27 protein-coding genes are annotated in these 26580 nt (G+C 64.2%); 14 read left to right on the forward strand and 13 right to left on the reverse strand.

Annotated elements, in window-relative coordinates; all coding sequences use genetic code 11:
- The first annotated feature begins 262 nt into the window (after positions 1 to 262).
- From C3F42_RS20745 to C3F42_RS20770, 6 genes are all read left to right on the forward strand, one after another.
- Entirely contained in the window at positions 263 to 1399 is a 1137-nt protein-coding gene (locus C3F42_RS20745) for a branched-chain amino acid ABC transporter substrate-binding protein (protein WP_038706887.1), read from the forward strand.
- 156 nt (positions 1400 to 1555) lie between these two features.
- Positions 1556 to 2470 carry a branched-chain amino acid ABC transporter permease gene (locus C3F42_RS20750; RefSeq protein ID WP_019098910.1) on the forward strand — a complete coding sequence of 305 codons (915 nt, stop codon included), beginning with the start codon at positions 1556 to 1558 and terminating at the stop codon, positions 2468 to 2470.
- A 3-nt stretch (positions 2471 to 2473) separates the two neighbouring features.
- A complete protein-coding gene (gene livM, locus C3F42_RS20755) occupies positions 2474 to 3775 on the forward strand; it encodes a high-affinity branched-chain amino acid ABC transporter permease LivM (protein WP_104444845.1) in 1302 nt (433 codons plus the stop codon).
- Positions 3772 to 4647 (forward strand): ABC transporter ATP-binding protein, encoded by an 876-nt coding sequence (locus tag C3F42_RS20760; protein ID WP_031314650.1) that lies wholly within the window; start codon positions 3772 to 3774, stop codon positions 4645 to 4647. Before livM ends, C3F42_RS20760 begins: the two co-directional genes overlap by 4 nt.
- Positions 4644 to 5360, forward strand: a complete 717-nt coding sequence (locus C3F42_RS20765; protein ID WP_023629375.1) for an ABC transporter ATP-binding protein — start codon at positions 4644 to 4646, stop codon at positions 5358 to 5360. Before C3F42_RS20760 ends, C3F42_RS20765 begins: the two co-directional genes overlap by 4 nt.
- Before the next feature lie 610 nt (positions 5361 to 5970).
- Positions 5971 to 6738 carry an SDR family oxidoreductase gene (locus tag C3F42_RS20770; protein WP_094012220.1) on the forward strand — a complete coding sequence of 256 codons (768 nt, stop codon included), beginning with the start codon at positions 5971 to 5973 and terminating at the stop codon, positions 6736 to 6738.
- Positions 6739 to 6790: 52 nt separating this feature from the next.
- On the opposite strand, the gene C3F42_RS20775 is transcribed toward C3F42_RS20770, so the two are convergent.
- The 3 genes from C3F42_RS20775 to C3F42_RS20785 all read right to left on the reverse strand — a co-directional run bounded on the left by C3F42_RS20775 (position 6791) and on the right by C3F42_RS20785 (position 9313).
- A complete protein-coding gene (locus tag C3F42_RS20775; protein ID WP_094012221.1) occupies positions 6791 to 7879 on the reverse strand; it encodes an AGE family epimerase/isomerase in 1089 nt (362 codons plus the stop codon).
- A 178-nt stretch (positions 7880 to 8057) separates the two neighbouring features.
- On the reverse strand, positions 8058 to 8690 hold the full coding sequence (locus tag C3F42_RS20780) for a TetR family transcriptional regulator (RefSeq protein ID WP_038706886.1): 633 nt from the start codon (positions 8688 to 8690) through the stop codon (positions 8058 to 8060).
- A gap of 122 nt (positions 8691 to 8812) precedes the next feature.
- A complete protein-coding gene (locus tag C3F42_RS20785) occupies positions 8813 to 9313 on the reverse strand; it encodes a phage infection protein (protein ID WP_094012222.1) in 501 nt (166 codons plus the stop codon).
- 335 nt (positions 9314 to 9648) lie between these two features.
- Here C3F42_RS20785 and C3F42_RS20790 point away from each other — a divergent pair, with 335 nt between their 5' ends.
- The gene (locus C3F42_RS20790) at positions 9649 to 11715 is read left to right on the forward strand and encodes an AsmA family protein (protein ID WP_094012223.1); all 2067 of its coding nucleotides are present in this window, start codon (positions 9649 to 9651) and stop codon (positions 11713 to 11715) included.
- Positions 11716 to 11737: 22 nt separating this feature from the next.
- Here the strand turns inward: C3F42_RS20790 and C3F42_RS20795 are convergent, their stop codons facing one another.
- A complete protein-coding gene (locus tag C3F42_RS20795; protein ID WP_023631202.1) occupies positions 11738 to 12295 on the reverse strand; it encodes a bacterioferritin in 558 nt (185 codons plus the stop codon).
- A gap of 6 nt (positions 12296 to 12301) precedes the next feature.
- A complete protein-coding gene (gene osmE / locus C3F42_RS20800) occupies positions 12302 to 12643 on the reverse strand; it encodes an osmotically-inducible lipoprotein OsmE (protein WP_094012225.1) in 342 nt (113 codons plus the stop codon).
- A 122-nt stretch (positions 12644 to 12765) separates the two neighbouring features.
- Here osmE and C3F42_RS20805 point away from each other — a divergent pair, with 122 nt between their 5' ends.
- Entirely contained in the window at positions 12766 to 13656 is an 891-nt protein-coding gene (locus C3F42_RS20805; RefSeq protein ID WP_104444846.1) for a triacylglycerol lipase, read from the forward strand.
- On the opposite strand, the gene C3F42_RS20810 is transcribed toward C3F42_RS20805, so the two are convergent.
- A complete protein-coding gene (locus C3F42_RS20810) occupies positions 13637 to 14530 on the reverse strand; it encodes a DMT family transporter (RefSeq protein ID WP_104444847.1) in 894 nt (297 codons plus the stop codon). The genes C3F42_RS20805 and C3F42_RS20810 overlap by 20 nt on opposite strands.
- Before the next feature lie 137 nt (positions 14531 to 14667).
- On the opposite strand from C3F42_RS20810, the gene C3F42_RS20815 reads away from it, so the two are divergent.
- The 3 genes from C3F42_RS20815 to C3F42_RS20825 all read left to right on the forward strand — a co-directional run bounded on the left by C3F42_RS20815 (position 14668) and on the right by C3F42_RS20825 (position 16883).
- On the forward strand, positions 14668 to 15456 hold the full coding sequence (locus tag C3F42_RS20815; protein ID WP_104444848.1) for a helix-turn-helix transcriptional regulator: 789 nt from the start codon (positions 14668 to 14670) through the stop codon (positions 15454 to 15456).
- Between the two features lie 64 nt (positions 15457 to 15520).
- Positions 15521 to 15805: a PsiF family protein gene (locus tag C3F42_RS20820; protein WP_023630090.1), complete on the forward strand. Its 285-nt coding sequence runs from the start codon at positions 15521 to 15523 to the stop codon at positions 15803 to 15805.
- Between the two features lie 70 nt (positions 15806 to 15875).
- The gene (locus C3F42_RS20825) at positions 15876 to 16883 is read left to right on the forward strand and encodes an AI-2E family transporter (protein WP_023630089.1); all 1008 of its coding nucleotides are present in this window, start codon (positions 15876 to 15878) and stop codon (positions 16881 to 16883) included.
- A 34-nt stretch (positions 16884 to 16917) separates the two neighbouring features.
- Here C3F42_RS20825 and C3F42_RS20830 read toward each other — a convergent pair whose 3' ends face one another.
- Positions 16918 to 18189: an Hsp70 family protein gene (locus C3F42_RS20830; protein ID WP_104444849.1), complete on the reverse strand. Its 1272-nt coding sequence runs from the start codon at positions 18187 to 18189 to the stop codon at positions 16918 to 16920.
- Between the two features lie 163 nt (positions 18190 to 18352).
- On the opposite strand from C3F42_RS20830, the gene cbpA reads away from it, so the two are divergent.
- Together cbpA and C3F42_RS20840 are read left to right on the forward strand one after the other, a co-directional pair.
- Positions 18353 to 19318, forward strand: coding sequence for a curved DNA-binding protein (cbpA, locus tag C3F42_RS20835; protein ID WP_094012229.1), 966 nt, complete (start codon positions 18353 to 18355; stop codon positions 19316 to 19318).
- A gap of 2 nt (positions 19319 to 19320) precedes the next feature.
- A complete protein-coding gene (locus C3F42_RS20840) occupies positions 19321 to 19626 on the forward strand; it encodes a chaperone modulator CbpM (protein ID WP_023630087.1) in 306 nt (101 codons plus the stop codon).
- Positions 19627 to 19659: 33 nt separating this feature from the next.
- Here C3F42_RS20840 and C3F42_RS20845 read toward each other — a convergent pair whose 3' ends face one another.
- From C3F42_RS20845 to urtA, 6 genes are all read right to left on the reverse strand, one after another.
- Positions 19660 to 20172, reverse strand: coding sequence for a GNAT family N-acetyltransferase (locus C3F42_RS20845; RefSeq protein ID WP_023630086.1), 513 nt, complete (start codon positions 20170 to 20172; stop codon positions 19660 to 19662).
- Between the two features lie 31 nt (positions 20173 to 20203).
- Positions 20204 to 20902, reverse strand: coding sequence for an urea ABC transporter ATP-binding subunit UrtE (gene urtE / locus C3F42_RS20850; RefSeq protein WP_023630085.1), 699 nt, complete (start codon positions 20900 to 20902; stop codon positions 20204 to 20206).
- Between the two features lie 45 nt (positions 20903 to 20947).
- Positions 20948 to 21805 carry an urea ABC transporter ATP-binding protein UrtD gene (gene urtD, locus C3F42_RS20855; RefSeq protein WP_094012231.1) on the reverse strand — a complete coding sequence of 286 codons (858 nt, stop codon included), beginning with the start codon at positions 21803 to 21805 and terminating at the stop codon, positions 20948 to 20950.
- Entirely contained in the window at positions 21802 to 22881 is a 1080-nt protein-coding gene (gene urtC / locus C3F42_RS20860; RefSeq protein ID WP_062572703.1) for an urea ABC transporter permease subunit UrtC, read from the reverse strand. Before urtC ends, urtD begins: the two co-directional genes overlap by 4 nt.
- Positions 22881 to 24368 carry an urea ABC transporter permease subunit UrtB gene (gene urtB, locus C3F42_RS20865; protein ID WP_177182943.1) on the reverse strand — a complete coding sequence of 496 codons (1488 nt, stop codon included), beginning with the start codon at positions 24366 to 24368 and terminating at the stop codon, positions 22881 to 22883. Before urtB ends, urtC begins: the two co-directional genes overlap by 1 nt.
- 111 nt (positions 24369 to 24479) lie before the next feature.
- Entirely contained in the window at positions 24480 to 25745 is a 1266-nt protein-coding gene (gene urtA / locus C3F42_RS20870) for an urea ABC transporter substrate-binding protein (protein ID WP_094012233.1), read from the reverse strand.
- A gap of 516 nt (positions 25746 to 26261) precedes the next feature.
- Here urtA and C3F42_RS20875 point away from each other — a divergent pair.
- A complete protein-coding gene (locus tag C3F42_RS20875) occupies positions 26262 to 26564 on the forward strand; it encodes a hypothetical protein (RefSeq protein ID WP_104444850.1) in 303 nt (100 codons plus the stop codon).
- Positions 26565 to 26580: the final 16 nt, after the last annotated feature.

The raw sequence follows: 26580 nt of genomic DNA on the forward strand, positions 1-26580 counted from the left end.
TGTTACAGCGCGGTTGCACGTTAACACTTGCGAGGGTTGCAATGATGGCAGGCGCTGGTTGCTCCTTGTCTAGGCGTGTGGGTGTCACTTGTCGTGCGGCAGACGGTTGCACGCTCAGTAAAGAAAAGGCCGCCGGTCGCCTCTGTCCACCCCTTGTCGTGTGTTTTCCCGGAAGACAAAACCACTGGCACGGCCCTTGCTCGGAGCACAGGGCTGAGAAGTTGTAGTGCCAACCAAAAAAATATTCTAGGAGCACCACCTCATGTCGCAGACGTTTTACAAGAAAGGTTTCCTGGCACTGGCTGTAGCCACCGCACTGGGTGTTTCTTCGTATGTTCAGGCCGACATCAAGATCGGCGTCGCGGGCCCGATGACCGGAGCCAACGCAGCGTTTGGCGAGCAGTACATGAAAGGTGCGCAGGCCGCGGCCGACGTGATCAACAAGGCTGGCGGCGTCAACGGCGAGCAGATCGTCCTGGTCAAGGGCGATGACGCTTGTGAACCGAAACAGGCCGTGGCCGTGGCCAACCGCCTGGTCGACCAGGACAAGGTGGCGGGCGTGGTCGGTCACTTCTGTTCCTCCAATACCATCCCCGCTTCCGAGGTTTACGACGAGGCCGGTGTGATCGCCATCACTCCCGGCTCCACCAACCCGCAGGTGACCGAGCGCGGCCTGTCCGCGATGTTCCGCATGTGCGGCCGTGACGACCAGCAGGGCATCGTCGCCGGCAACTACATTGTCGATGTGCTCAAGGGCAAGAAGGTGGTGGTGCTGCACGACAAGGACACCTATGGCCAGGGCCTGGCCGACGCGACCAAGGCGCAGCTTGAAAAGCGTGGCGTCAAACCCGTGCTGTACGAAGGCCTGACCCGTGGTGAGAAAGATTTCAGTGCCGTGGTCACCAAGATCCGTTCCGCGGGTGCCGACGTTGTCTACTTCGGCGGCCTGCACCCGGAGGCCGGCCCGCTGGTGCGCCAGCTGCGCGAGCAGGGGCTGAAAGACGTCAAGTTCATGTCCGATGACGGCATCGTCACCGACGAACTGGTCACCACCGCCGGTGGCGCGCAGTACGTCGAAGGCGTGTACATGACCTTCGGCGCCGACCCGCGCCTGCTGCCCGACAGCAAGGCGGTGGTCGAGGAGTTCCGCAAGAACGGCACCGAGCCTGAAGGCTACACCCTGTATGCCTACGCCTCGGTCCAGGCCCTGGCCGCCGCGTTCAACGGCGCCAAGTCGAACAAGGGCGAGGACGCCGCCAAGTGGCTCAAGGCCAACCCGGTCAAGACCGTCATGGGCGAGAAGAAGTGGGACCAGAAGGGCGACCTGACCGTCTCCGACTACGTGGTCTACCAGTGGGATGCCAACGGCAAGTACCACCAGCTGGAAAAACAACAATAACAATGGCTGACGGCCCGGGCGCGCACTGCCCCGGGCCATAGCCCCGCGGTACCTGTCTTTGTCAGTAGATGTGCACAGTTCTGCGCTGCGAGGGCCGCTGCATCCGGGCCCTGCGTGGTCGGCGCTCGTGCAATCTCAATCAGGTGAGATTGCGTTATGGATGGTATTTTCCTGCAGCAACTGGTCAACGGCCTGACCCTCGGGTCGGTCTACGGCCTGATCGCCATCGGCTACACAATGGTCTATGGCATCATCGGCATGATCAACTTCGCGCACGGCGAGGTGTACATGATCTCCGCGTACCTCGCGGCGATCAGCCTGGCATTGCTGGCCTACTTCGGTATCGAGTCGTTTCCGCTGCTGATGCTGGGCACCCTGTTGTTCACCATCGTCGTCACTGGCGTCTATGGCTTCACCATCGAACGCATCGCCTACAAACCCCTGCGCAACTCCACCCGCCTGGCGCCCTTGATCAGCGCCATCGGCATTTCGCTGATCCTGCAGAACTACGCGCAGATCAGCCAGGGCGCCCGCCAGCAAGGCGTGCCGACCCTGCTCGAAGGCGCCATGCGCGTCGAAGTGGGCACCGGCTTCGTGCAGCTCACCTACACCAAGATCTTTATCCTGGTGGCCGCTTTCGTCGGCATGGGCCTGCTCACCTACGTGATCAAGTACACCAAGCTCGGGCGCATGTGCCGGGCCACGCAACAAGACCGCAAGATGGCCTCGATCCTGGGCATCAATACTGACCGGGTGATCTCCTACGTGTTCGTCATCGGCGCTGTGATGGCTGCGCTGGCGGGCGTGCTGATCACCATGAACTACGGCACCTTTGACTTCTACGCCGGCTTCATCATCGGCATCAAGGCCTTCACCGCCGCGGTGCTCGGCGGCATCGGCTCGCTGCCGGGAGCCATGCTTGGCGGGATCATCCTGGGGATTTCCGAATCGTTGTTCTCCGGCCTGATCAACTCCGACTACAAGGACGTGTTCAGCTTCTCGCTGCTGGTGATGATCCTCATCTTCCGTCCCCAAGGCCTGCTGGGTCGCCCGCTCGTGGCTAAGGTGTGAAACATGTCCGTTGCCAATACTGCCTCTACTTCGCAAACCAAGGGTTTCGACCTTAAACGCAGCCTGCTGGAGACCATCGTCGCCGGCTTGCTGGCCCTTATCGTCTTCGGCCCCGTCGTCGGCGTGGTGCTCGATGGCTACACGTTCAACGCCGAACCCGCCCGCGTCGCCTGGCTGGTCGGCGGCGTGATGATCGGGCGTTTCATCCTCAGCCTGTTCCTGCAGACGCCGACCGGCCAACGCATGCTCCAGGGCTTCGACAGCGGTGGCTCGGGCGTGCATGTGCTGGCGCCGAACTACAAGTCGCGCCTGCGCTACATCATCCCGGCGCTGGTCGTCATCGCCATCGTGTTCCCGATCTTCGCCAACAAGTACCTGCTGACCGTGGTCATCCTCGGCCTGATCTACGTGCTGCTGGGGCTGGGCCTGAACATCGTGGTCGGCCTGGCCGGCCTGCTCGACCTGGGTTATGTGGCGTTCTACGCCATCGGTGCCTACGGCCTGGCGCTGGGCTATCAATACCTGGGCCTGGGCTTCTGGAGCGTGCTGCCACTGGCGGCCATTGCCGCGGCGCTGGCGGGGTGCATCCTCGGCTTCCCGGTGTTGCGCATGCATGGCGACTACCTGGCCATCGTCACCCTCGGCTTCGGCGAGATCATCCGCCTGGTGCTGAACAACTGGCTGTCGTTCACCGGCGGCCCCAACGGCATGCCGGCGCCGTCGCCGACGTTCCTGGGCCTGGAGTTCGGCCGGCGGGCCAAGGACGGCGGGGTGCCGATCCACGAGTTCTTCGGCTTCGAATACAACGCCAACCTCAAGTTCGTGTTCATCTACGCGGTGCTGTTCCTGGTGGTGCTGGCGGTGCTGTACATCAAGCACCGGCTGACCCGCATGCCGGTGGGCCGCGCCTGGGAAGCCTTGCGCGAGGACGAGATCGCCTGCCGCTCGATGGGCCTGAACCACGTACTGGTCAAGCTTTCCGCGTTCACCCTCGGCGCGTCCACCGCAGGCCTTGCCGGGGTGTTCTTCGCCACCTACCAGGGCTTCGTCAACCCATCGTCGTTCACCTTCTTCGAGTCCGCGCTGATCCTGGCCATCGTCGTGCTCGGCGGCATGGGCTCGACCGTGGGCGTGGTGATCGCGGCGTTCGTGCTGACCGTGGCGCCGGAGCTGCTGCGCAGCTTCTCCGAGTACCGGGTGCTGCTGTTCGGCGTGCTGATGGTGCTGATGATGATCTGGCGACCGCGGGGGCTGATCCGCATCAGCCGTACCGGCGTGGTCCCGCGTAAAGGAGTGGCGCCATGAGCGACGAAGTCATTCTGTCTGTAGATAACCTGATGATGCAGTTCGGTGGGATCAAGGCGCTCAGCGATGTCAGCCTGCAGGTCAAACGCAACCAGATCTTCGCCCTGATCGGCCCCAATGGCGCTGGCAAGACCACGGTGTTCAACTGCCTCACGGGCTTCTACAAGGCCACCGGCGGGCGGATCGAACTGAACGTGCGCGGCAGCCATACCAACGTCATCCAACTGCTCGGCGAGCGCTTCCGGGCGGCGGACTTCGTTTCGCCGGCACGCTTTGCCAACCGCCTGTACTACAAGATGTTCGGTGGCACCCACCTGGTCAACCGCGCCGGGCTGGCGCGCACCTTCCAGAACATCCGCCTGTTCAAGGAAATGTCGGTGGTTGAGAACCTGCTGGTGGCCCAGCACATGTGGGTCAACCGCAACCTCCTGGCCGGGGTGCTCAATACCCCGGGCTACCGCAAGGCCGAGAGCGATGCCCTCGACCATGCGTTCTACTGGCTGGAGGTGGTCGACCTGGTGGACTGCGCCAACCGCCTGGCCGGCGAGCTGTCCTACGGCCAGCAGCGTCGCCTGGAGATTGCCCGGGCGATGTGCACGCGGCCGAAGATCATCTGCCTGGACGAACCGGCTGCCGGCCTCAACCCCCAGGAAACCGAAGCGCTGAGCCGCATGATCCGTGTGCTGCGCGACGAGCATGACATCACCGTGGTGCTGATCGAGCACGACATGGGCATGGTCATGAGCATCTCCGACCACATCGTCGTGCTCGACCACGGCAACGTGATCGCCGAAGGATCACCGCAGGATATCCGCCACAACCCGACGGTGATTGCCGCCTACCTGGGTGCCGACGAAGAGGAACTGACATGAGCGCGCCCATTCTCGAGCTGAAGGACCTGGATGTGTTCTATGGGCCGATCCAGGCCCTGAAGAAGGTCTCGATGCACATCAACGAAGGCGAGACGGTCAGCCTGATCGGCGCCAACGGCGCGGGCAAGTCCACGCTGTTGATGTCGATCTTCGGCCAGCCGCGCGCGGCATCCGGGCAGATCGTCTATCGCGGTACCGACATCACCCGCAAGTCGTCGCACTACATCGCGTCCAATGGCATCGCCCAGTCCCCGGAGGGGCGTCGCGTGTTCCCCGACATGACCGTCGAGGAAAACCTGATGATGGGCACCATCCCGATCGGCGACAAGCATGCAGATCAGGACATGCAGCGCATGTACGAGCTGTTTCCGCGGCTCAAGGAACGGCGCAACCAGCGGGCCATGACCATGTCCGGGGGGGAGCAGCAGATGCTGGCGATTGCCCGGGCGCTGATGAGCCGGCCCAAGCTGCTGCTGCTCGATGAGCCGTCGCTGGGCCTGGCGCCGATCGTGGTCAAGCAGATCTTCTCGACCCTGCGCGAGCTGGCGCAGACCGGGATGACCATCTTCCTGGTCGAGCAGAATGCCAACCATGCGTTGAAGCTGTCGGACAGGGCCTATGTGATGGTCAACGGGCAGATCCGCATGACCGGGACGGGACAGGAGCTGTTGGTCAACGAGGAGGTGCGTAACGCCTACCTGGGCGGGCACTGAAGTAAATCGCGGGGCAAGTCGGTGCGGCAACCCGACTTGCCCCGCTATGCGTTTTATGCCTTTCAGCACATGTGGACAACTTGTCGCATATCTTTCTCGAAGCACTCCACAACTCCCACGCAAGCCATTGTTTCCACAGCTGGAAAACTTTCCACGGATTATGTGGAACCGCCTGTGGAAAACATGGTGGCACCTTGCTCAAGCCTTTGTGTAGCAACGCTTCCAAGGATCTGTTCGTTTTTTGATCAGGTCTTGCTTGTGCATGATTTATCGAGGGTTTTTAGCAGTAGCGCGGTTCATCCACAGTTGTTCGGATTCTGTGGATAAGTCTGTGAAAAAACTTTGGACAGACCGCCGCAGACGGCAGGCTGAAAGCGTTGCGCCATCACGGGCAGATGTCCACAGCAGGCAAAGGTTCCCTGGAGCCGACGAGTTGCCCCCAATCTGTGGGGAAAGCCTTGTGGATAAGATGCGCATAGCCTCACGAAAGCCCGCAATCACGGGGCTTTTCAGCGTCTGTACGTTTTTTGACCAGTCGCTGAAACGGTTGTCGACAACGCTTGCGCCGGGCATGCTGCAAGCCCCGCCGAGTACACCCAAGGATAAGAGCATGACATCAACAGTATTCATCACTGGCGCGACCTCCGGTTTCGGTGAAGCCACCGCCCGCCGTTTCGCCGATGCCGGCTGGAAGCTGGTGCTCACCGGTCGCCGCAAGGAGCGCCTGGATGCGCTGTGCCAAGAACTCTCGGCCAAGACCGAGGTGCATGGGCTGGTGGTCGATGTGCGTGATCGCCAGGCCATGGAGGCCGCCATCGCCAGCTTGCCGCCGAGCTTCGACAAGCTCCAGGGCCTGGTCAACAATGCCGGCCTGGCATTGGGTGTGGATGCGGCGCAGAACTGCAGCCTGGACGACTGGGAAACCATGGTCGACACCAACATCAAGGGCCTGATGTACACCACCCGCCTGTTGCTGCCGCGCCTGATCGCCCACGGGCGCGGCGCGTCGATCCTCAATGTCGGTTCGGTGGCGGGCAACTACCCGTATCCGGGCGCGAATGTGTATGGCGGCACCAAGGCCTTCGTCGGCCAGTTCTCGCTGAGCCTGCGCTGCGACCTGCGCGGCACTGGCGTGCGGGTCAGCAACATCGAGCCGGGACTGTGCGAAAGCGAGTTCTCGCTGGTGCGTTTCGGCGGCGACCAGGCAAAGTACGACGCTACCTACGCCGGTGCCGAGCCGATCCAGCCGCAGGACATCGCCGAGACCATCTTCTGGATCCTCAACCAGCCGGCGCATATCAACATCAATAGCCTTGAGCTGATGCCGGTTAGCCAGGACTGGGCAGGGTTCTCGATCGACCGGTCGGTTAAAGGTTGATTCGCTGATGATCGCGGGGCAAGTCGCATCGGCGCACCGCCCCGCGATAGCGTCAGGTCAGGCGCTGCAGACCTTCGAGGCAAGTCGCCAAATGATAGGGCGTGGTCGACGGCATGTCATGGCGGCTCACCGCCCCCTCGCCATCGCGGCACTCATGCCAGCCGCCTTCATGCAGGAAGCGTGACTCCAGCGCCGTGAGTTGCTCAAGCAGCCGCGCCTCGCTTCCCGGCCGCAGGGCCAGTGCCCGCAGGTACTCCGCCTGGGCCCAGATACGCTGTGTCGCGTCGATCACCTTGCCGTCCACATCCAGCGTCGCCAGCACCGCAGCATCCTTTACGCCGCACTGTTCGGCGAAGTCGAAGGCCCGCTCGATGGAGGCATGCAGCGCAGTACCGCGCAGCAACCCGGAAGTGTCGAGCAGGTAGAACCATTCGAACTGGTGGCCCGGCTCGAACCAGTTATCCACAGCCCCGCGCGGCTTCTCCAGCATCAGGCCATGGGCCGGTTCGACGAACTGCGCCTGCAGCGCTTCGCACAGCTGCAGCAGCGATTGGCGAACGTCGTCGTCCTCACGTACGGCCAGCACCTGCAGGAAGGCCTCGGCCAAGTGCATCTGCGGGTTCTGCAGCGGGCCGCTGCCCAGGTCTGACCAATCCTCACCCAGGCTGGCCTCGTACAGGCCATCGTCGCGGGCGAACTGCTCGTGGATCACCTCGAGGGCGCCATTGAGCGTGGCCTCCACCAGCCCTTCGTCGACCTTGCCCAGGTAATGGGCGCAAGCGAAGACGATGAAGGCGTGGGTGTAGAGGTCCTTGCGCCGGTCCAGCGGCCTGCCCTGGGCGTCGATGCTGTAGAACCAACCGCCGTGTTCGGCGTCATGGAAGTGCTTCTGCAACGAACGGAACAATGCCGCGGCGCGTTCGGCCGCGCCAGGTTGTTCGATGCGGCTGCTGAACAGGTACAGCTGGCGGGCGCAGGCCATGGCCCGGTAGCGTTGCACTGGCAGTGGCCGGTGCCGGGTGTCCAAAGCTTCGTACGGCAGGGCCATGTCGGCGTTCCAGCCCGGGCCTTGCCACAGCGGCACGATGCGCTCGGCGAAGTGCTGTTGGAAACGGGTCAGTGCGGGGCGGGGGTCGGACATGGTGGCGCTCGTGGACGGTCGGGCAGGGCGCCATGGTAGCAGAAGTGGCCATCGGTTCGTGGGAACGGGCAGCGTGGGAGCGGCGATGCGGCGACCCGACTTGCCCCGCTATGGCGCTATCGCGGGGCAAGTCGGGTCGCCGCATCGCCGCTCCCATGATCCTGTTTGGGCAAAAGCGTCAGGCTGGATTGCCCAGCCCCTGCCAATGCCGAGCGCCGACAAAAATGAAGCGCAGTTGCTGGGTGATCTTTTCCTGTGCCGTCAGTGCCTGTGCATGGCCCGGTTCGGGGCTGTCGATCAGCTCGGGCAGGGTGGCGAACACGGTCTTGACCACCAGGTCGGCCATCACCGCCAAAGCGGCGCCGTCCAGGTGCCGCCAGCGCGGCATGCGCGCAAGGTCGGTGGCCAGGTCGCTGCTGATGTCCTGGCGCAGGCGGGCGATGGCCTGGCGCACCGGTTGCGAGCCGCCGTACTGCTCGCGGGCCAGGAACAGGAACTGCGCGCGGTGGGCGGCGACCACGTCGAGGAAGATGCGCACCGAGGCATCGGTGATACCACCCAGTTCGAATTCGTTATGGCGCACCAGGCGGATGGTCTGGCGGAAGGTGGTGTCCACCTCGGCGACCAGGGCCAGGCCCAGGGCATCCATGTCAGGGAAGTGGCGGTAGAAGCCGGTGGGCACGATGCCGGCGGCCTTGGCCACCTCGCGCAGGCTGATGCTGCCGAAACCCCGGCCGCTCTCCATGAGCAGGCAGGCGGCATCCAGCAGGGCCTGGCGGGTTTGTAGCTTCTGTTCGGCGCGCGGCAGCATGGGGCAGGCTTCTATGACGGTACGGCTGGGCATTCTGGATAGAAAAACGAAGCCCGGTCAATGGACCGGGCTTGGAGGGGAGCAGCTACCGCACGGAGGGTTGTTGTTTTCGGCCATGGCGATCAGCTCACACGGCTGAGTTCGACCAGGCGATCCGAGCCACCCTCGGCTACACGGTTGTTGCGTTCGTTGAGGCGATCGGAGCCACCTTCGGCGACACGGTCGTTGCGTTCGATCAGGCGATCGGAGCCACCTTCGGCGACACGGTCATTGCGTTCGATCAGGCGATCAGAGCCACCCTCGGCGACACGGTCGTTGCGTTCGATCAGGCGATCCGAACCACCCTCGGCGACACGGTCATTGCGTTCGATCAGGCGATCAGAGCCACCTTCGGCAACACGGTTGTTACGTTCGAGCAGGCGTTCGGCACCGCCTTCGGCCACGCGGCCTGCACGTTCCTGCAGGCGCTCGGCGCCACCTTCTGCCAGGGGGTTCAGCGGTTGGCTGACGGTGATGGTGCTGGAGCGCGACTCGGCGCTCAGGTGCTGGTCTTCGGCTGGCAGGGCGAAGGCGTTGGCAGCAAGTACGGACAGGGTCAGGCTCAGCAGCAGATGGCGTTTCATGATTCGGTGCTCCTCTGGGGGGCTGGAAAGTGGGTACGGAGCCAATGCTACGCCCGGTAACTCCAGAGAAAAGTTCATCAGGATAATGGTAACAATCGACGGCATTGATACTGTGCGCGGAGCGCTCTGGCTCAATGTTTTCGGCGATGCGCCGAGCATTGAGGCAAGTCGACTCCCCGGTAACACTGCCACGCTCCGTAGACCAAAAGCTGAGAAAATCGTCAGGAAAATCTTGGTTATCATGCTGCGCGGATTAAACCCGGCGGGTTTTCATCAGTCCGACATAATGAGTGCCATCGTCGCGCCGCCTTCCAAGCAGTCAGGAGAATCACGCAATGACGCGCCCTGCCAGAATCATCGTCTGGACCTTCGCCACCCTGGCCACCCTGTTGGCAATCCTGGTGGTGGTGATCGCCACCTTCGACTGGAACCGCGTCAAGCCGCTGCTCAACGAGAAAGTCTCCGAAGCCCTGCACCGGCCTTTCGCGATCAACGGCAACCTCGCCGTGCACTGGCGCACCGAACCCGAGGAGGGTGGCTGGCGTGCCTTCGTGCCCTGGCCGCACTTCACCGCCGAAGACCTCACCCTGGGCAACCCCGAATGGCTCAAGGAGCCGCGCATGGTGGGCCTGGAGCGAGTGGATTTTCGCCTGGCGCCGCTGCCGCTGATCGTCCAGCGTATCAGCATCCCGCGCATCGACCTGGTCAAGCCCAGTGCCAGCCTCATCCGCCTGGCCGATGGCCGGGCCAACTGGGTGTTCGACTTCGGGCCCAAGGATGAGCACGAGGAGCCGTCGAAGTGGGTGCTGGACATCGGCGCGATCGGATTCGACCAGGGCAATGTCAGCTTCGACGACCAGACCCTGAAAACCAGCATGAAAGTGCAGGTTGATCCGCTGGGCAAGCCGATCCCGTTCAGCGATATCGTCGGCAAGGCCCGCGCCGAGAAAGCCGGCAATGCCCAGGACTATGCCTTCGGCTTCAAGGCCCAGGGGCGCTACAAGGGCCAGGCGGTTGCCGGCACCGGCAAGATCGGCGGCCTGCTGGCGCTGCAGGATGCCAGCCAGCCATTCCCGCTGCAGGCCGACGTGCGCATCGGCGATACCCACGTCGCCCTTGCCGGTACCCTGACCGACCCCCGCAACCTGGGCGCCCTCGACCTGCGCCTGAAGCTCTCCGGCAGCAGCCTGGGCAACCTCTACCCGCTGACCGGCGTGACCCTGCCAGACACGCCACCCTACGCCACCGACGGCCACCTGAGCGCCAACCTGCATGCCGCCGAGGGCGCGCATTTCCGCTATGAAGGCTTCAACGGCAAGATCGGCGACAGTGATATCCACGGCGGCCTGGCCTTCGTCGCCAGCCAGCCTCGGCCGAAACTGTCCGGCAACCTGGTCTCCAACCAACTGCTGTTCAAGGACCTGGCACCGCTGATCGGCGCCGATTCGAACGCCGAGCAGAAGGCCCGGGGCGGCGCCAGCAAGCAGCCGGCCAACAAGGTGTTGCCGGTAGAGGAGTTCCGCACCGAGCGCTGGCGGGCGATGGATGCCGATGTGACCTTCGCCGGCAAGCGCATCGTGCACAGCGAGAAACTGCCGTTCAATGACCTGTCTGCCCATGTGATTCTCGAGGACGGCCTGCTGCGCCTGGAACCGCTGCGCTTTGGCGTGGCCGGGGGCAACCTCGATTCCAACATCCGCCTGGACGGGCGCAGCACGCCGCTGCAGGGGCGTGCCCAGCTCACCGCCCGGGGATTCAAGCTCAAGCAATTGTTCCCCAGCTTCGCGCCCATGCAGACCAGCTTCGGCGAGCTCAACGGCGACGCCGATATCAGTGGCAGGGGCAACTCGGTGGCGGCGCTGCTCGGTACTTCCAGCGGCGACCTGCGCCTGCTGATCAACGATGGCGCCATCAGCCGCAGCCTGATGGAGATCGCTGGGCTCAACGTGGGCAACTACGTGATCGGCAAGCTGTTTGGCGATGAGGAAGTGAAGATCAACTGTGCCGCAGCCGATGTCGGCATCAAGGAGGGCCTGGCGACCACCCGCCTGTTCGTCTTCGATACCGAGAACGCGATCATCTACATCGACGGCACGGCCAATTTCGCCAGCGAGCAACTGGACCTGAAGATCACCCCGGAATCGAAAGGGCTGCGGCTGTTCTCGCTGCGGTCGCCATTGTACGTGCGCGGGCCGTTCGCCAAGCCCAGTGCCGGTGTGCAGGCAGTGCCGCTGGCGCTGCGTGGCGCGGGGATGGTGGCATTGGGTGTGGTGGCGGGGCCTGCGGCGGGGCTGCTGGCGCTGATCGCGCCGAGCAGCGGGGATGTGCCCAACCAGTGCACGCCGTTGTTGCAGCAGATGCGCGCCGGCAAGGCGCCGGCGGCGGTGAAGGCCAAGAAGTAGGGGCGCTGCGCGCCCCCAATATTTACAACCCCTGCAACAGATCCGACATATCGTCGGCGTGCTCTTCTTCCTGGGCCAGGATGTCTTCGAAGATGCGTCGAGTGGTCGGGTCTTTATCACCGATGTACTGGATGATCTCGCGGTAGCTGTCGATGGCGATCCGTTCGGCCACCAGGTCCTCCAGCACCATCTCCTTCAATGAACTGCCCGCCACGTACTGGGCATGGGAATTCTTGGTCAGGTTGTCGGGGTTGAAGTCTGGCTCGCCGCCCAGTTGCACGATGCGCTCGGCCAGCTTGTCGGCATGCTCGGCTTCCTGGGTGGCGTGCTCGAGGAACTCCGCGGCGGCGACGCTGGCCTTGATACCGCTGGCCATGAAGTAGTGACGCTTGTAGCGCAGCACGCAGACCAGCTCGGTGGCCAGCGACTCGTTGAGCAGGCGCAGGATCTTCTCGCGATCGGCGTGGTAACCCTCGGTCACCGCGCCTTGCTCGACATGCTGACGGGCACGTTCGCGCAGGGTTTTCACATCGGTCAGTTCAACGCTCATGTTCATCTCCGAAAGGATCAGGGTAGTCATGGGGTGTCATGCGCCGTGGACGGCGTCGCTGTCTTCCTGGCGTTGCTTGCAGGTCTTGAAGCCCTTGGCGTCGACATGGCCGGTGGCGTCGAAGCGCACGTAGTAGGGCTGTTGCTGGCCGTCACGGTTGAGGATGTAGTCGTTGCAGGTGCCACCGTGGGGCAGGTCGCTGACATTCGAAGGGCTGCCGCCGATGGCGATGACCTTCTGCATGGTCATGCCGTGCTCCACCTGCTTGACCAGCGGCTCGTTGCGGTAGGTGACGTAGTCCACCGGGTTTTCCGGGCGGCTGCCGCAGGCGGCGAGGGTGGCGCTTGCCAGAAGGATGGCCAGAGTCTGCTTGTACATGGTCCCGCTCCTTGCTCAGGGTCTGTTCTCCTTGGAACCGCGCAGCACGCCGGGAGTTCGATTGCGAATGACACAGGGCGCGCTGTAGTGTGGGCCGGTCGTCCATGGAAGAGGGCAGGGTGATGAGTCAGGAACTGGCCACGCGTTATCCATTGGTGCTGGTGCCGGGCATGCTCGGTTTCGTGCGGGCGCTGCTGTATCCCTACTGGTTCGGCATTGTCCCGGCGTTGCGCCGGGGCGGCGCGCAGGTGTATCCGGTGCAGGTGTCTCCGCTGCATTCCAGCGAGGTGCGCGGCGAGCAGCTGTTGATCATCATCGAGGACATCTGCCGGCGAACGGGGGCCGAGAAGGTCAACCTGATCGGCCACAGCCAGGGCGCGCTCAGTGCCCGCTATGCGGCGGCGAAGCGGCCAGGCCGGGTGGCCTCGGTGACCTCGGTGGCCGGCCCCAACCATGGCTCGGAACTGGCCGACCACCTTGAACGCACGGCGCCGGGCCACTCCGCCAAGGGGCGCCTCCTCAAGGCCGTGCTGCATGGTTTCGCCGTGCTGCTGGGCTGGCTGGAGACCGGCTGGCGCCGAGATCCGCTGCCGATCGACGTGCATGCCTCGCACCAGTCGCTGACCAGCGCCGGGGTGGCGCTGTTCAACCAGGCTTATCCACAGGGGCTGCCCGAGGTCTGGGGCGGCGAGGGGCCGGCCGAGGTGAACGGCGTGCGTTACTACTCCTGGTCAGGCACCTTGCAGCCGGGCCGCACCGACCAGGGGTTGAACCGCTTCGACGGCAGCAATCGCTTCTGCCGTCTGTTCGCCCGTAGCTTCGTGCGCGAGAAGGGTCACTGCGACGGCATGGTCGGGCGCTTCAGCTCGCACCTGGGCCAAGTGATCGGCGACGACTATCCGCTCGATCACCTGGACATCGTCAACCAGTCCCTCGGCGCCGTGGGCAAGGGCGCCGAGCCGGTGCGGCTGTTCACCGAACATGCTGCGCGGCTCAAGGCCGCGGGGTTGTGACCGTGCGCCGTACTGGCGTTGTCCAGCGCTCGGCCAGCAGCACGCCGACCAGTGTCAGCAAGCCGCCAACCAGGTGATAACTGGCCAGTTGCTCGTCCAGCACCACGGCGGCGATCACCGCCGTGACCACCGGCAGCAGGTTGAAGAACAGCGTGGTGCGGCTCGGGCCAAGGCGATGCACGGCCTGCATCCATACCCGCGGCGCGACCATCGAGGCCAGCAGGCCGGCATACAGCACCAGGCCGAAGTTGTGGCCGTTCAGCCCGGTCTTCGGTGACAGCACGAACAGCGGCAGCAGCACCAGGATAGCCACCAGCACCTGCAGGTAGAGCAACTGCAGCGGCGGCAGGCGCAGCTGCCATTTCTTCAGCAGGAAGCTGTACAGCGCATAGGCGAGGGTGGCCACCAGCATCATCAGGTCGCCACTGTTCAGGCCCTGATGTAGCAGCGTGCCAGGGTGCCCGGCCGAGACAACTTCGAGCACACCGAAGAACGACACGATCGCGCCCAGCAGCGCGCCGTAGCTCAGGCGCTGGCCCAGCCAGGCGATGGACAGGGCCAGTGACATCAGCGGCATCAGCGAGAGAATGATGCCCATGTTGGTGGCGCTGGTGATGCTGGCGGCGAAGTACGCCAGGCTTTGGTAGATGGCCATGCCCAGCACGCCCAGCACGAACACCTTGCCCAGATGCGGGCGGATCGCCGCGCGGTTGCGCCAGACCTGGGGCAGCAGGAAGGGCGTGAACAGCAGGCCGGCCAGCAGCCAGCGGTAGAAGCCGATCTCTGCCGGGAAGATGGCCCCCGCGGACATCTTGGTGACCACGGTGTTGCCGGCCCAGATGAGGATGGCGATGAGGGGGAAGAGGTAGTTCATTGGGACTCTCAGGTAACGGGTGTCCCCTGCGGGAGCGGGCTCGCTCCTGCAGGGAGGGTATGACGGCGGGTATTATCGCTTGTCTGCTTGCATGCTTATACTTCCATCCAGACAACCTACCCCGCGAAGCAGACAGCATGACCCGCAAGTACCTCGACATTCCGCGCTTCGACCAGCTCCCGGCCCCGGTGTACTTTCGCTACGACGAATTCGGTGCCGACACCCACAGCGCCCCGCACCGTCACCCCTGGGGCCAGCTCAACTACGCGTCCCATGGCCTGATGCACCTGGACGTCGAAGGCCAGCGCTTCATCTCGCCGCCGCACTACGCCGTGTGGGTACCGCCGGATACCGAGCATGGCTGCTACAACCCCCAGGCCATCGTCTACCGCTCGGTCTACCTTGACCGCAGCCTGTGTGCCGGGCTGCCGGCGCAACCCTGCAGCCTGGTGATCAGCGACATCCTCAAGGCGATCCTTGGCGACTTCGCCCGCCGTGACCTGCGCGTCGCCCGGGACGAGCGTGACCAGCGCCTGGCACAGGTGCTGCTGGACCAGTTGCACCTGGCGCAGACCCAGACCTGCTACCTGCCCTTCGCCCGCAGCGACAGCCTGCGCCAGGTGCTTGAAGGATTGCATGACGAACCCGGCGACAACCGCCCGCTGGCTCACTGGGCCGGGCAGGTGCATGTCAGCGAGCGCACCCTGGCGCGGCAGTTCTTGCGTGAACTGGGAATGAGCTTCGGCGAATGGCGCCTGCGTCTGCGCTTTCTGCGCGCCATCGAGGCGCTCGAGGCAGGCACCGCGATCCAGTCCATCGCCTTCGACCTCGGCTACAGCAGCGCCTCGGCCTTCATAGCCATGTTCCAGCGCCAGGCCCGGTGCACCCCGGAACAGTACCGACGGCGAGCGCGGACAGAGATGTAAAAATTCTTGTCTACACTCAGCAGCGACGAGCGCGCATTCGGCGCGCAGGCAAGGAGACCACGCCATGAAGCTGCTGCACGTACCCCTGCTGGTGTTGGGCATGATGATCGCGGGGCAAGGATTTGCCGCCACCGCGCAACAGGAAAAGATGAAGACCTGCAACGCCGATGCCACTGCCAAGGCGCTCAAGGGCGACGAGCGCAAGGCATTCATGAGCACCTGCCTCAAGGCCAAGCCCGCCGCCACTCAGCAGGAAAAAATGAAAACCTGCAACGCCGACGCCACCACCAAAGCGCTCAAGGGCGATGAACGCAAGACCTTCATGAGCGACTGCCTGAAGAAGAAATGACCTGCGCCTATGCCTCTGCCGTGAAGGCTGGCAGACTGCGGAACTTTCCGCTGTCTGCCGTCGAGGCTGTATGACCTTCACCCCCCGCCAGATCACCCTTGCCAGCCTGCTCATCGTTGTCGCCGGCCTGCTGCTGGCGTTGCCGCTGAAACTGCTGCCCAGCTTGCTCGCCGGCCTGCTGGTATTCGAGCTGGTCAACATGCTGACGCCGCGCCTGCAACCGCTGATCGCTGGGCAGCGCGCACGCTGGCTCGCTGTGGCGCTGCTTGGCACCCTGGTAGTGAGCACATTGACCCTGCTGATCGCCGGTGCCTTCAGTTTCCTGTTGCATGAGGCCGAGAACCCCGGCGCCTCGCTGGACAAGTTCATGGGTTTGGTCGAGCGTGCGCGGGGCCAGTTGCCGCCGTTCATCGACGCCTACCTGCCGGCCAGTGCGGCCGAGTTCAAGGTGGCCATCGGCGATTGGCTCAAGAGTCACCTGAGCGAGTTGCAGCTCGTGGGCAAGGGCATGGCGCACATGTTCGTGACCCTGTTGATCGGCATGATCCTCGGCGCCATCGTCGCCCTGCAGCGCATCCCCGACATTTCCCGGCGCAAGCCCCTGGCCGCTGCCTTGTTCGAGCGCCTGAGCCTGCTGGTGCAGGCGTTTCGCAACATCGTCTTCGCGCAGATCAAGATCTCGCTGCTCAACACCTTCTTTACCGGCATCTTCCTCGCCGTGGTGTTGCCGCTGTTCGGCGTGCACCTGCCGCTGACCAAGACCCTGATCGTGCTGACCTTCCTGCTCGGGCTGCTGCCGGTAATCGGCAACCTGATGTCCAATACCCTGATCACCATCGTTGGTCTGTCGCTGTCGATCTGGGTGGCGATGGCGGCGCTGGGCTATCTGATCGTTATCCACAAGGTCGAGTATTTCCTCAACGCGCGGATCGTCGGCGGGCAGATCAGTGCCAAGGCCTGGGAGCTGTTGCTGGCGATGCTGGTGTTCGAGGCGGCGTTCGGCCTGCCGGGTGTGGTGGCGGGGCCGATCTACTACGCCTACTTGAAGAGCGAGTTGAAGCGGGCGGAGCTGGTCTGAGGATCACCAGGGCCGCAAAGCGGCCCCAAATCGATCAGAGCACGCCGTAACGCTTGCGCGCCTCGATCGCCAGGCCGCTGCCAATGCTGCCGAAGATATTGCCTTCCACATGCCGCGCATTGGGCAGCATCGCCGCCACGCTGTTGCGCAGCGCCGGAATGCCGCTGGAGCCGCCGGTGAAGAATACCGTGTCCACCTGGCTCTCGCTCACGCCGGCCTTGGCCAGCAATTCGCTCACACTGCCGCGCACGCGCTCGAGCAAACCGTCAATTGCATCTTCGAACAGTGCCCGGGTCAGCTCGGCCGACAGCTGCGGTTCGATCCGGCCAAAGTCGATGCTCCGGCTGTCGCGCTCGGTCAGCTCGATCTTGCTGGCTTCCACCTCCATCGCCAACCAGTGCCCGGCGCGCTGCTCGATCAGCTTGAACAGTCGGTCGATGCCGAGGGTGTCCTCGATGTCATAGCGCATGCTGCCCAGGGCCAGTTGCGACTTCTGCGCATACAGGGCGTTGATGGTGTGCCAGGTGGCCAGGTTGAGGTGGTAGCTGGTGGGCATCAGCGCGCCGCTCTTCATCCGGCTGCCGTAGCCGAACAGCGGCATCACGCCCTGCAGGCTCAGTTGCTTGTCGAAGTCGGTACCGCCGATGTGCACGCCGCCGGTGGCGAGGATGTCGTCATGGCGCTCGGCCACCAGGTGGCGCTCGGGCGACAGGCGGATCAGGGTAAAGTCCGAGGTACCACCGCCGATATCGACAATCAGTACCAGCTCTTCACGGCTGATGCCCGACTCGTAGTCGAAGGCCGCGGCGATCGGTTCGTACTGGAACGACACGTCCTTGAAGCCGATCTTGCGCGCAACTTCCGCCAGGGTATCCTCGGCTTCCTGGTCGGCGGTCGGGTCCTCGTCGACGAAGAATACCGGGCGGCCCAGCACCACCTGGTCGAATTCGCGGCCGGCATCGGCTTCGGCGCGCTTCTTCAGTTCGCCGATGAACATGCCCAGCAGGTCCTTGAACGGCAGGGCGCTGCCCAGCACGCTGGTGTCGTGCTTGATCAGCTTGGAGCCCAGCAGGCTCTTGAGCGAGCGCATCAGGCGGCCTTCGTAGCCCTCCAGGTACTCGTGCAGGGCCAGGCGGCCATACACCGGGCGACGTTCCTCGATGTTGAAGAAGACCACCGACGGCAGGGTGATCTTGCCGTCTTCCAGGGCGATCAGCGATTCGGCGCCAGGGCGGTGCCAGCCGACCGTGGAGTTGGAGGTGCCGAAGTCGATGCCGAGGGCACGGGCCGGGGATACGTCAGACATGAAGGAGAGCTTCCGGAGGCAAAACGGCCGCGCAGTTTATGCCAGTCTGCGGCTAAATCAAGACCGGTCGTCTGCGATAGCGCAACCCCGGATGAACCTTGAAAGGCTATGCTTGACCCCAATCTTCAGTAGCAATACGTACATTCACATCGGTGATCCATAGATGGACTTCAAAGACTATTACAAGATACTCGGCGTCGAGGCGAGCGCGGACGAGAAGGCGATCAAGGCCGCTTACCGCAAGCTCGCGCGCAAGTATCACCCGGATGTCAGCAAGGAGCGTGACGCCGAGGACAAGTTCAAGGAGGCCAACGAGGCCTACGAAGTGCTTGGCGACAAGGACAAGCGCGCCGAGTACGACGAGATCCGCAAGTATGGCGGCCAGCATGGCCGGCCTTTCCAGGCACCGCCTGGCTGGCAGTCCCGTGGCGGCAATGGCGGCGGCGGTGGCTTCGAGGGCGGCGATTTTTCCGATTTCTTCAGCTCGATCTTCGGCGCCCGGGGTGGCAACCCCTTCGGTGGCGGCGGTGGCCGGCAACAACGCAGTACCGGCAGGCGAGGGCAGGACGTGGAACTGGAGCTGGCGGTGTTCCTCGAGGAAACCCTGAACAAGGAATCCAAGCAGATCAGCTTCCAGGTGCCGCAGACTAACGCTGCCGGCCAGCGCACCGGGTTCACCACCAAGACCCTGAACGTGAAGATCCCTGCCGGGGTGACCGACGGCGAGCGCATCCGCCTCAAGGGCCAGGGCGCGCCGGGCGTGGGCGGTGGCGCCAATGGCGACCTGTTCCTGACCATCCGCATGGCACCGCACCCGCTGTTCGATGTCGAAGGTCATGACCTGATCATCACCGTGCCGCTGGCACCGTGGGAGGCAGCGCTCGGCGCCAAGGTGGCCGTGCCGACCCTGACCGGCAAGATCAACCTGACCATCCGCCCCGACAGCCAGAGCGGCCAGCGCCTGCGGGTCAAGGGCATGGGCCTGCTGAACAAGCAGGGCGAGCGCGGCGACCTGTACGCCCAACTCAAAGTCGTGATGCCCGCCCAATCCGATGACGCAACGCGTGCACTGTGGACCCAGCTCTCCGAGAAAGCCGCGTTCAATCCGAGGACTCAATGGAGTAAGTGATCATGAGCAGCACCCTGATCGTTCAACTGGACATGCGTACCCTTTGCCAGGAAGCCGACCTCACGGCCGATTGCGTGATCGAGATCGTCGAGCACGGCATTGTTGAACCTTCGGGGCGAACGCCGGAGGAATGGGTGTTCGACGACCGCGCGCCGGTCACCCTCAAGCGCGCGGTGAAGCTGCATGATCAGCTGGAGCTCGAATGGGAAGGGGTGGCCCTGGCGCTGGAATTGCTGGAGGAAGTGCAGCAGTTGCGCAGCGAGAACCATATGCTGCGCCAACGGTTGGGCCGGTTTACCCAGATGTGAACGTTGTGGGGCCGCACGGCGGCCCCTCGGGTTTCACGGCTGCGCCCCTGGATCGAGCATCAGTTGCATGAAGGTCAGGTCCAGCCACCGGCCGAACTTCACGCCCACCTGCGGCATCTGCCCGGTCACCACGAACCCCAGCCGCTCATGCAGGCGCACCGACGCGGCATTGCCGCTTTCGATGGCGGCGACCATCACATGCTTGCCACAGCCCCTGGCCCGCTCGACCAGTGCTGCCATCAGCACCGGCCCCAGACCTTTGCCGCGCTGGTCTCCACGGATGTACACCGAATGTTCGACCGTATGGCGAAAGCCCTCGAACGGCCGCCAGTCGCCGAATGAGGCGTAACCGAGCACGCCGCTGTCATCCACCGCCACCAGGATCGGATAACCCTGCTGCGCACGGGCCTCGAACCAGGCCAGGCGATTGGCCAGGTCCACCGGGGTTTCGTTCCAGATCGCCGTGGTGTTGGCCACGGCGTCATTGTAGATGTCGAGGATGCCCGGCACGTCGTCGATCAGGGCGTCGCGGATCTGGTAACTCATGACAGCGTCTCGCAAGGGAAGTGGTTGCAGATTAAATGGTAACCAGGCCGCGCACACCTTCGGCCTGCATGTTTTCGCCGCGGCCGCGCTGGACGATTTCGCCACGGGCCATGACCAGGTACTGGTCGGCCAGTTCCTCGGCGAAGTCGTAGAACTGCTCCACCAGCAGGATGGCCATGTCGCCACGGTCGGCGAGCTTGCGGATCACCGCGCCGATCTCCTTGATCACTGAGGGTTGGATACCTTCGGTGGGCTCGTCGAGGATCAGCAGGCGCGGGCGGCTGGCCAGGGCGCGGCCGATGGCCAATTGTTGCTGCTGGCCGCCGGACAGGTCGCCGCCACGGCGTTGTTTCATCTGCTCCAGCACCGGGAACAGTTCGTAGATGAATGCCGGCACATCCCGTGCCTCGCGGGCGGGGAACCGCGACAGGCCCATCAGCAGGTTTTCCTCCACGGTCAGGCGCGGGAAGATCTCGCGGCCCTGGGGCACGTAGGCGATGCCGGCCTGCACTCGTTGTTGTGGCTTGAGTGTGGTGATCGCTTTGCCTTCCCATTCCACGCGGCCCTCGCGGGCCGGCAGCAGGCCCATCAGGCAGCGCAGCAGGGTGGTCTTGCCCACGCCGTTGCGGCCCAGCAGGCAGGTGACCTCGCCGACCTTGGCCTCGAAGGACAGGCCGCGCAGGATGTGGCTACCGCCGTAGTACTGGTGCAGGGTGTCGATTTTCAGCATGTCTTGCCCTTGTGTGATTTGTGCGTGAGAGCGGGCTTCATAGGCCTATCTACCGAGGTACACCTCGACCACTCGCTCATCCTCCTGCACCTGCGCCAGCGACCCTTCGGCCAGCACACTGCCCTGATGCAGCACCGTCACATGGTCGGCAATGCTGCCGACGAACCCCATGTCATGCTCCACCACCATCAGCGAATGCCTGCGCGCCAGCGAGCGGAACAGCTCGGCGGTGAACTCGGTCTCGGCATCGGTCATCCCCGCCACCGGCTCATCAAGCAGCAGCAGCTTCGGCTCCTGCACCAGTAGCATGCCGATCTCCAGGAACTGCTTCTGCCCGTGGGACAGCAACCCCGCCTGGCGCTGGGCCAGGGGCAGCAGCCGCAAGGTGGTCAGCACCTCGTCGATGCGCTGGCGCTGCTCGCCGCTCAAGCGTGCCAGCAGGCTGGCCCACACCGACTTGTCGGCCTTGAGCGCCAGCTCCAGGTTCTCGAACACCGTCAACGCCTCGAACACCGTGGGCTTCTGGAATTTGCGGCCGATGCCGGCCTGGGCGATCTGGCATTCGCTCATGCGGGTCAGGTCGAGGGTGTCGCCGAAAAACGCGGTCCCCGTGTCGGGCCGAGTCTTGCCGGTGATCACGTCCATCATCGTGGTCTTGCCGGCGCCGTTGGGGCCGATGATGCAGCGCAACTCACCGACGCCGATGTACAGGTTCAGGTCGTTGAGCGCCTTGAAGCCGTCGAAACTGACGCTGATGCCCTCCAGGCTCAGCACCGTGCCGTGGCGGGTGTCGAGCCCAGTCTCGCGGCGCCGACCGAGGCCGATCGCCTCGCGACCGCTGCCGATCTGGTCGAAGATCGGTTCGAGCATGAATTCCGGATGTACCGGGGGCACGCTTCTCATGGCTGGCTCCTTTTCTTCACAAGGCCGACCACGCCCTTGGGCAGGTACAGGGTGACGAGGATGAACAGCGCGCCGAGGAAGAACAGCCAGAACTCGGGAAACGCCACGGTGAACCAGCTCTTCATGCCATTGACCAGGCCGGCGCCGAGCAGTGGCCCGATCAACGTGCCGCGCCCGCCCAGGGCCACCCACACGGCGGCCTCGATGGAGTTGGTCGGCGACATCTCGCTGGGGTTGATGATGCCCACCTGCGGCACGTACAGCGCCCCGGCCAGGCCGCACAGCACGGCGCTGAGCACCCATACCAGCAGCTTGAAGCCACGCGGGTCGTAGCCGCAGAACATCAGGCGGTTCTCGGCGTCACGCACGGCAGTGAGCAGGCGCCCGAACTTGCTCTGGGTCAGGCGCCAGCACAGGAACAGGCTGCCCAGCAGCAGGCCGACCGTGAGCAGGAACAGCACGGCCCGGGTGCCCTGGGCGGCGATGTCGAAACCGACGATGGTGCGGAAGCTGGTGAAGCCGTTGTTGCCGCCAAAGCCTGTCTCGTTGCGGAAGAACAGCAGCATCCCGGCGAAGGTCAGGGCCTGGGTCATGATCGAGAAATACACGCCCTTGATCCGCGAGCGGAAGGCGAAGAAGCCGAACACCAGCGCCAGCAGCCCCGGCGCCAGCACCACCAGGCACAGCGCCCAGGCGAAATGCTGGGTGCCGGCCCAGTACCAGGGCAGCTCGCTCCACGACAGGAAGGTCATGAACCCCGGCAGGCCGTCGCCGGCCGCCTGGCGCATCAGGTACATGCCCATGGCGTAGCCGCCCAGGGCGAAGAACAGGCCATGGCCGAGCGACAGCAACCCGGCGTAGCCCCAGACCAGGTCCAGGGCCAGGGCGACGATGGCGTAGCAGAGGACCTTGCCGACCAGGGTCAGGGTGTAGGCCGAGACCTGCAAGGCGTGCCCGTCGGGCAGCAGCGACAGCAGCGGCAGGGCCAGCAGCACCAGGACGACAACGGCGCCGACGGCCATTGAAACCCGGGTGCCGGCCTTGCGCGTGGCAGTGACAATCAATGGCTGGTTCATCAGTCGATTACCCGTCCCTTGAGGGCGAACAGGCCTTGCGGGCGCTTCTGGATGAACAGAATGATCAGCGCAAGGATGAGGATCTTGCCCAGCACCGCACCGATCTGCGGCTCCAGCAGTTTGTTGGCGATGCCCAGTCCGAAGGCCGCCCACAGGCTGCCAGCCAGTTGGCCGACACCGCCGAGCACCACCACCAGGAACGAGTCGATGATGTAGCTCTGGCCCAGGTCCGGCCCCACGTTGCCGACCTGGCTCAAGGCCACGCCGCCGAGCCCGGCGATGCCTGAGCCGAGGCCGAAGGCGAGCATGTCGACGCGGCCGGTGGACACCCCGCAGCAGGCGGCCATGTTGCGGTTCTGGGTGACCGCGCGCACGTTCAGGCCCAGCCGCGTGCGGTTGAGCAGCAGCCAGGTGAGCAGCACCACGGCGAGGGCGAAGCCGATGATCACCAGGCGGTTGTACGGCAGCACCAGGTTGGGCAGCACCTGGATGCCGCCGGACAGCCAGGCCGGGTTGCTTACCTCGACGTTCTGCGCGCCGAAGAGCAGGCGCACGGCCTGGATCAGGATCAGGCTGATGCCCCAGGTGGCCAGCAGGGTCTCCAGCGGGCGGCCATACAGGTGGCGGATCACCGTGCGCTCCAGGGCCATGCCGACCCCGGCGCTGACGGCGAAGGCCACCGGCAGGGCGATCAGCGGGTAAAACTCGATGGCACCGGGGGCATAGCGCTGCAGCAGCACCTGGACCATATAGGTGCTGTAGGCGCCGAGCATCAGCATCTCGCCGTGGGCCATGTTGATCACCCCGAGCAGGCCGAAGGTGATCGCCAGGCCCAGTGCCGCCAGCAGCAGAATCGAGCCCAGCGACAGACCGCTGAAGGCCTGGCCGAGCAGTTCGCCCACCAGCAGCTTGCGCTGTACCTGGGCCAGGCTGGTTTCGGCGGCGGTGCGCACGGCTGCGTCGGTTTCGGCGTTGGGTTGTAGTAGCGCTTCAAGCCGGGTGCGGGCCAGCGGGTCACCGGTTTCGCCGAGCAGACGCACGGCGGCCAGACGCACTGCCGGGTCGCTGGCGCCCAGTTGCAGGTTGGCCAGGGCCAAGCCGAGGGCCGCGTGCACGGCGGCGTCGGGTTCGGCGGCGAAGCGCCGGTCGAGGAAGGCCATCTGTGCCGGCTGGGCGCTTTTCTGCAACTGCTGGGCGGAGGCCAGGCGGATTGCGCTGTTGTCGCTGAGCAGCTGGTGGCTGGCCAGGGCGTTGTCGATCAGGCCGCGCAGGCGGTTGTTCAGGCGTAGTTTGCGGGTGTCATTTTCAGCGATGCGGCCCTGGCGCAGGTTGTCCAGCAGCGGCAGGCGGGCGGCGTCGGGTTGCGCGGCCCAGGTTTCGAGCAGGCGCGCCTGTTCGGCGGGTTTGGCGCTGAGGAAGAATTCGCCTTCGCTGGCTTGGGTGGCCAGGGGCAGTAGCAGTAGAAAGGTGAGCAGGAGTCTGAGCATGCGGGCCATCCTGGAAATCGGCGGTGGATTCATCGCGGATGAATCCGCTCCTACACGGACCTGTAGGAGCGGATTTATCCGCGATAGGGCTGCGCAGCAGCCCCAGTGCACTCAGTTACCCTTCACCGCATAATCCGGCCGCTTGTCATTCCCCGGAATGAACGGGCTCCACGGCTGCGCCCGCAACGGCTCTTCTGTCTGCCAGACCACACTGAACTGCCCGTCATCCTGGATCTCGCCGATCATTACCGGCTTGTGCAGGTGGTGGTTGCTCTTGTCCATGGTCAGGGTGAAGCCCGACGGTGCCTTGAAGCTCTGCCCGGCTAACGCTTCACGTACTTTGTCGACGTCCGTGGACTTGGCTTTCTCGGCGGCCTGCGCCCACATGTGAATGCCCACGTAGGTGGCTTCCATCGGATCGTTGGTCACCGCCTTGTCGGCCCCGGGCAGGCCCTTGGCCTTGGCGTAGGCCTTCCAGTCGGCGACGAACTTCTGGTTCACCGGGTTATCCACCGACTCGAAGTAGTTCCACGCCGCCAGGTGGCCCACCAGCGGCTTGGTGTCGATGCCGCGCAGCTCTTCTTCACCCACCGAGAACGCCACCACCGGCACATCGGTGGCCTTCAGCCCCTGGTTGGCCAGCTCCTTGTAGAACGGCACGTTGGAGTCGCCGTTGACCGTGGAGATCACCGCTGTCTTGCCGCCCGCCGAGAACTTCTTGATGTTGGCGACGATGGTCTGGTAATCGCTGTGGCCGAACGGCGTGTAGACCTCTTCGATATCCTTGTCGGCCACGCCCTTGCTGTGCAGGAATGCGCGCAAGATCTTGTTGGTGGTGCGCGGGTAGACGTAGTCGGTGCCCAGCAGGAAGAAGCGCTTGGCGCCGCCACCGTCCTCGCTCATCAGGTATTCCACCGCAGGGATCGCCTGCTGGTTGGGCGCCGCGCCGGTGTAGAACACGTTCGGCGACATCTCTTCACCCTCGTATTGCACCGGGTAGAACAGCAGGCCATTGAGCTCCTCGAACACCGGCAGCACCGACTTGCGCGACACCGAGGTCCAGCAGCCGAACACCACCGCCACCTTGTCCTGGGTCAGCAACTGGCGGCTCTTCTCGGCGAACAGCGGCCAGTTGGACGCAGGGTCCACCACCACCGCCTCGAGCTGCTTGCCGTTGACCCCGCCCTTGGCGTTGATCTCGTCGATGGTCATCAGCGCCATGTCCTTGAGCGAGGTCTCGGAAATGGCCATGGTCCCGGAAAGCGAATGCAGGATGCCGACCTTGATGGTCTCGGCGGCCTGGATGCTCCAGCTCAGGCCCATTGCGGCAATCGATGCGCTGAGGGTGAAGGCCTTGATCAGACTGCGTCGCTTCATGTGCTCACTCCGATGTGATGGTGGGTGTTGGCCAGATCGGAGATTGCAAGGGCTGTGCCGAGCGATGGAATGTGCGTGATAGAGCGGTTGTGCGACGAATCGGGGCGCGGGGTGGGGCCAGGATGGTGCTTGCTGCACAGGCCTGCACAGGATTGGGGCCGGGGGCAGTGAACACTTTTGACACATAAGCGGTACTTGAGTACCGTGCCGCACCGCAGTAGTTTCTGCGGTTCGGGATTGGCGTCCCGCTGTCAGAACCGGGCACATCGCACTTGCGATAGCGTGTCCTGCATGGTTGCACCCGTTATGGGCGGAGCCGTGTGTGGGAGCCTTCGGGCTCACCGGACCTTCTGACCGGCAACGCCAACCCGCACGGCTCCGTCCACCCATATTGGCGTATGGGCACGGAGATACACTTCAGAAGGCTGCAAGGAGTAGCACCATGCTCAAGAAGATCGTTCCAGATCCACCGTTCGCATTTATCGAGATCTCCACCTTTCATCGAGAGGTGCAGCCATGAACCAGGAATCGCTGGTCAACCTCACCCCGCGCAAATCACGTCCGGTCACCGGCAGTTCCCACTTTGGCACCTGCAATCACGCCCACGCGCCGATGCTCTCGGTGCAGGCCGGGGTCGATAGCGAGGATGCGCTGGTGTGCGCCGTGGCGGCGTTGAAGGCGGCGTATGAGACCAATGCCGCAGCATTGGAGAAGGCCGGGGAGCCGTTGCGCAGTCTGCTGACGGCAACGGAGAACTCGCTGGAGAAGGGGTTGGCGTTGGCTGAGGCTGTGCTTGAAGGGTTGGAGCACGGCCAGTAGGCCTAATCGCTGGGCA

Source organism: Pseudomonas sp. PONIH3, from assembly GCF_002934345.1.
Lineage (GTDB): Bacteria > Pseudomonadota > Gammaproteobacteria > Pseudomonadales > Pseudomonadaceae > Aquipseudomonas > Aquipseudomonas soli.

Excerpts from the sequence above, each read along its gene's own strand:
- urtA (WP_094012233.1), bottom strand. The coding sequence starts at position 25,745 with ATGAAGCGACGCAGTCTGATCAAGGCCTTCACCCTCAGCGCATCGATT.
- C3F42_RS20830 (WP_104444849.1), bottom strand. The coding sequence starts at position 18,189 with ATGTCTGACGTATCCCCGGCCCGTGCCCTCGGCATCGACTTCGGCACC.
- C3F42_RS20845 (WP_023630086.1), bottom strand. The coding sequence starts at position 20,172 with ATGAGTTACCAGATCCGCGACGCCCTGATCGACGACGTGCCGGGCATC.
- C3F42_RS20770 (WP_094012220.1), top strand. The coding sequence starts at position 5,971 with ATGACATCAACAGTATTCATCACTGGCGCGACCTCCGGTTTCGGTGAA.
- cbpA (WP_094012229.1), top strand. The coding sequence starts at position 18,353 with ATGGACTTCAAAGACTATTACAAGATACTCGGCGTCGAGGCGAGCGCG.
- C3F42_RS20760 (WP_031314650.1), top strand. The coding sequence starts at position 3,772 with ATGAGCGACGAAGTCATTCTGTCTGTAGATAACCTGATGATGCAGTTC.
- C3F42_RS20820 (WP_023630090.1), top strand. The coding sequence starts at position 15,521 with ATGAAGCTGCTGCACGTACCCCTGCTGGTGTTGGGCATGATGATCGCG.
- C3F42_RS20745 (WP_038706887.1), top strand. The coding sequence starts at position 263 with ATGTCGCAGACGTTTTACAAGAAAGGTTTCCTGGCACTGGCTGTAGCC.
- urtC (WP_062572703.1), bottom strand. The coding sequence starts at position 22,881 with ATGAACCAGCCATTGATTGTCACTGCCACGCGCAAGGCCGGCACCCGG.
- livM (WP_104444845.1), top strand. The coding sequence starts at position 2,474 with ATGTCCGTTGCCAATACTGCCTCTACTTCGCAAACCAAGGGTTTCGAC.
- C3F42_RS20810 (WP_104444847.1), bottom strand. The coding sequence starts at position 14,530 with ATGAACTACCTCTTCCCCCTCATCGCCATCCTCATCTGGGCCGGCAAC.
- C3F42_RS20780 (WP_038706886.1), bottom strand. The coding sequence starts at position 8,690 with ATGCTGCCGCGCGCCGAACAGAAGCTACAAACCCGCCAGGCCCTGCTG.
- C3F42_RS20825 (WP_023630089.1), top strand. The coding sequence starts at position 15,876 with ATGACCTTCACCCCCCGCCAGATCACCCTTGCCAGCCTGCTCATCGTT.
- C3F42_RS20815 (WP_104444848.1), top strand. The coding sequence starts at position 14,668 with ATGACCCGCAAGTACCTCGACATTCCGCGCTTCGACCAGCTCCCGGCC.
- urtE (WP_023630085.1), bottom strand. The coding sequence starts at position 20,902 with ATGCTGAAAATCGACACCCTGCACCAGTACTACGGCGGTAGCCACATC.
- urtB (WP_177182943.1), bottom strand. The coding sequence starts at position 24,368 with ATGCTCAGACTCCTGCTCACCTTTCTACTGCTACTGCCCCTGGCCACC.
- C3F42_RS20775 (WP_094012221.1), bottom strand. The coding sequence starts at position 7,879 with ATGTCCGACCCCCGCCCCGCACTGACCCGTTTCCAACAGCACTTCGCC.
- urtD (WP_094012231.1), bottom strand. The coding sequence starts at position 21,805 with ATGAGAAGCGTGCCCCCGGTACATCCGGAATTCATGCTCGAACCGATC.
- C3F42_RS20785 (WP_094012222.1), bottom strand. The coding sequence starts at position 9,313 with ATGAAACGCCATCTGCTGCTGAGCCTGACCCTGTCCGTACTTGCTGCC.
- osmE (WP_094012225.1), bottom strand. The coding sequence starts at position 12,643 with ATGTACAAGCAGACTCTGGCCATCCTTCTGGCAAGCGCCACCCTCGCC.
- C3F42_RS20805 (WP_104444846.1), top strand. The coding sequence starts at position 12,766 with ATGAGTCAGGAACTGGCCACGCGTTATCCATTGGTGCTGGTGCCGGGC.
- C3F42_RS20795 (WP_023631202.1), bottom strand. The coding sequence starts at position 12,295 with ATGACTACCCTGATCCTTTCGGAGATGAACATGAGCGTTGAACTGACC.
- C3F42_RS20765 (WP_023629375.1), top strand. The coding sequence starts at position 4,644 with ATGAGCGCGCCCATTCTCGAGCTGAAGGACCTGGATGTGTTCTATGGG.
- C3F42_RS20875 (WP_104444850.1), top strand. The coding sequence starts at position 26,262 with ATGAACCAGGAATCGCTGGTCAACCTCACCCCGCGCAAATCACGTCCG.
- C3F42_RS20750 (WP_019098910.1), top strand. The coding sequence starts at position 1,556 with ATGGATGGTATTTTCCTGCAGCAACTGGTCAACGGCCTGACCCTCGGG.
- C3F42_RS20790 (WP_094012223.1), top strand. The coding sequence starts at position 9,649 with ATGACGCGCCCTGCCAGAATCATCGTCTGGACCTTCGCCACCCTGGCC.
- C3F42_RS20840 (WP_023630087.1), top strand. The coding sequence starts at position 19,321 with ATGAGCAGCACCCTGATCGTTCAACTGGACATGCGTACCCTTTGCCAG.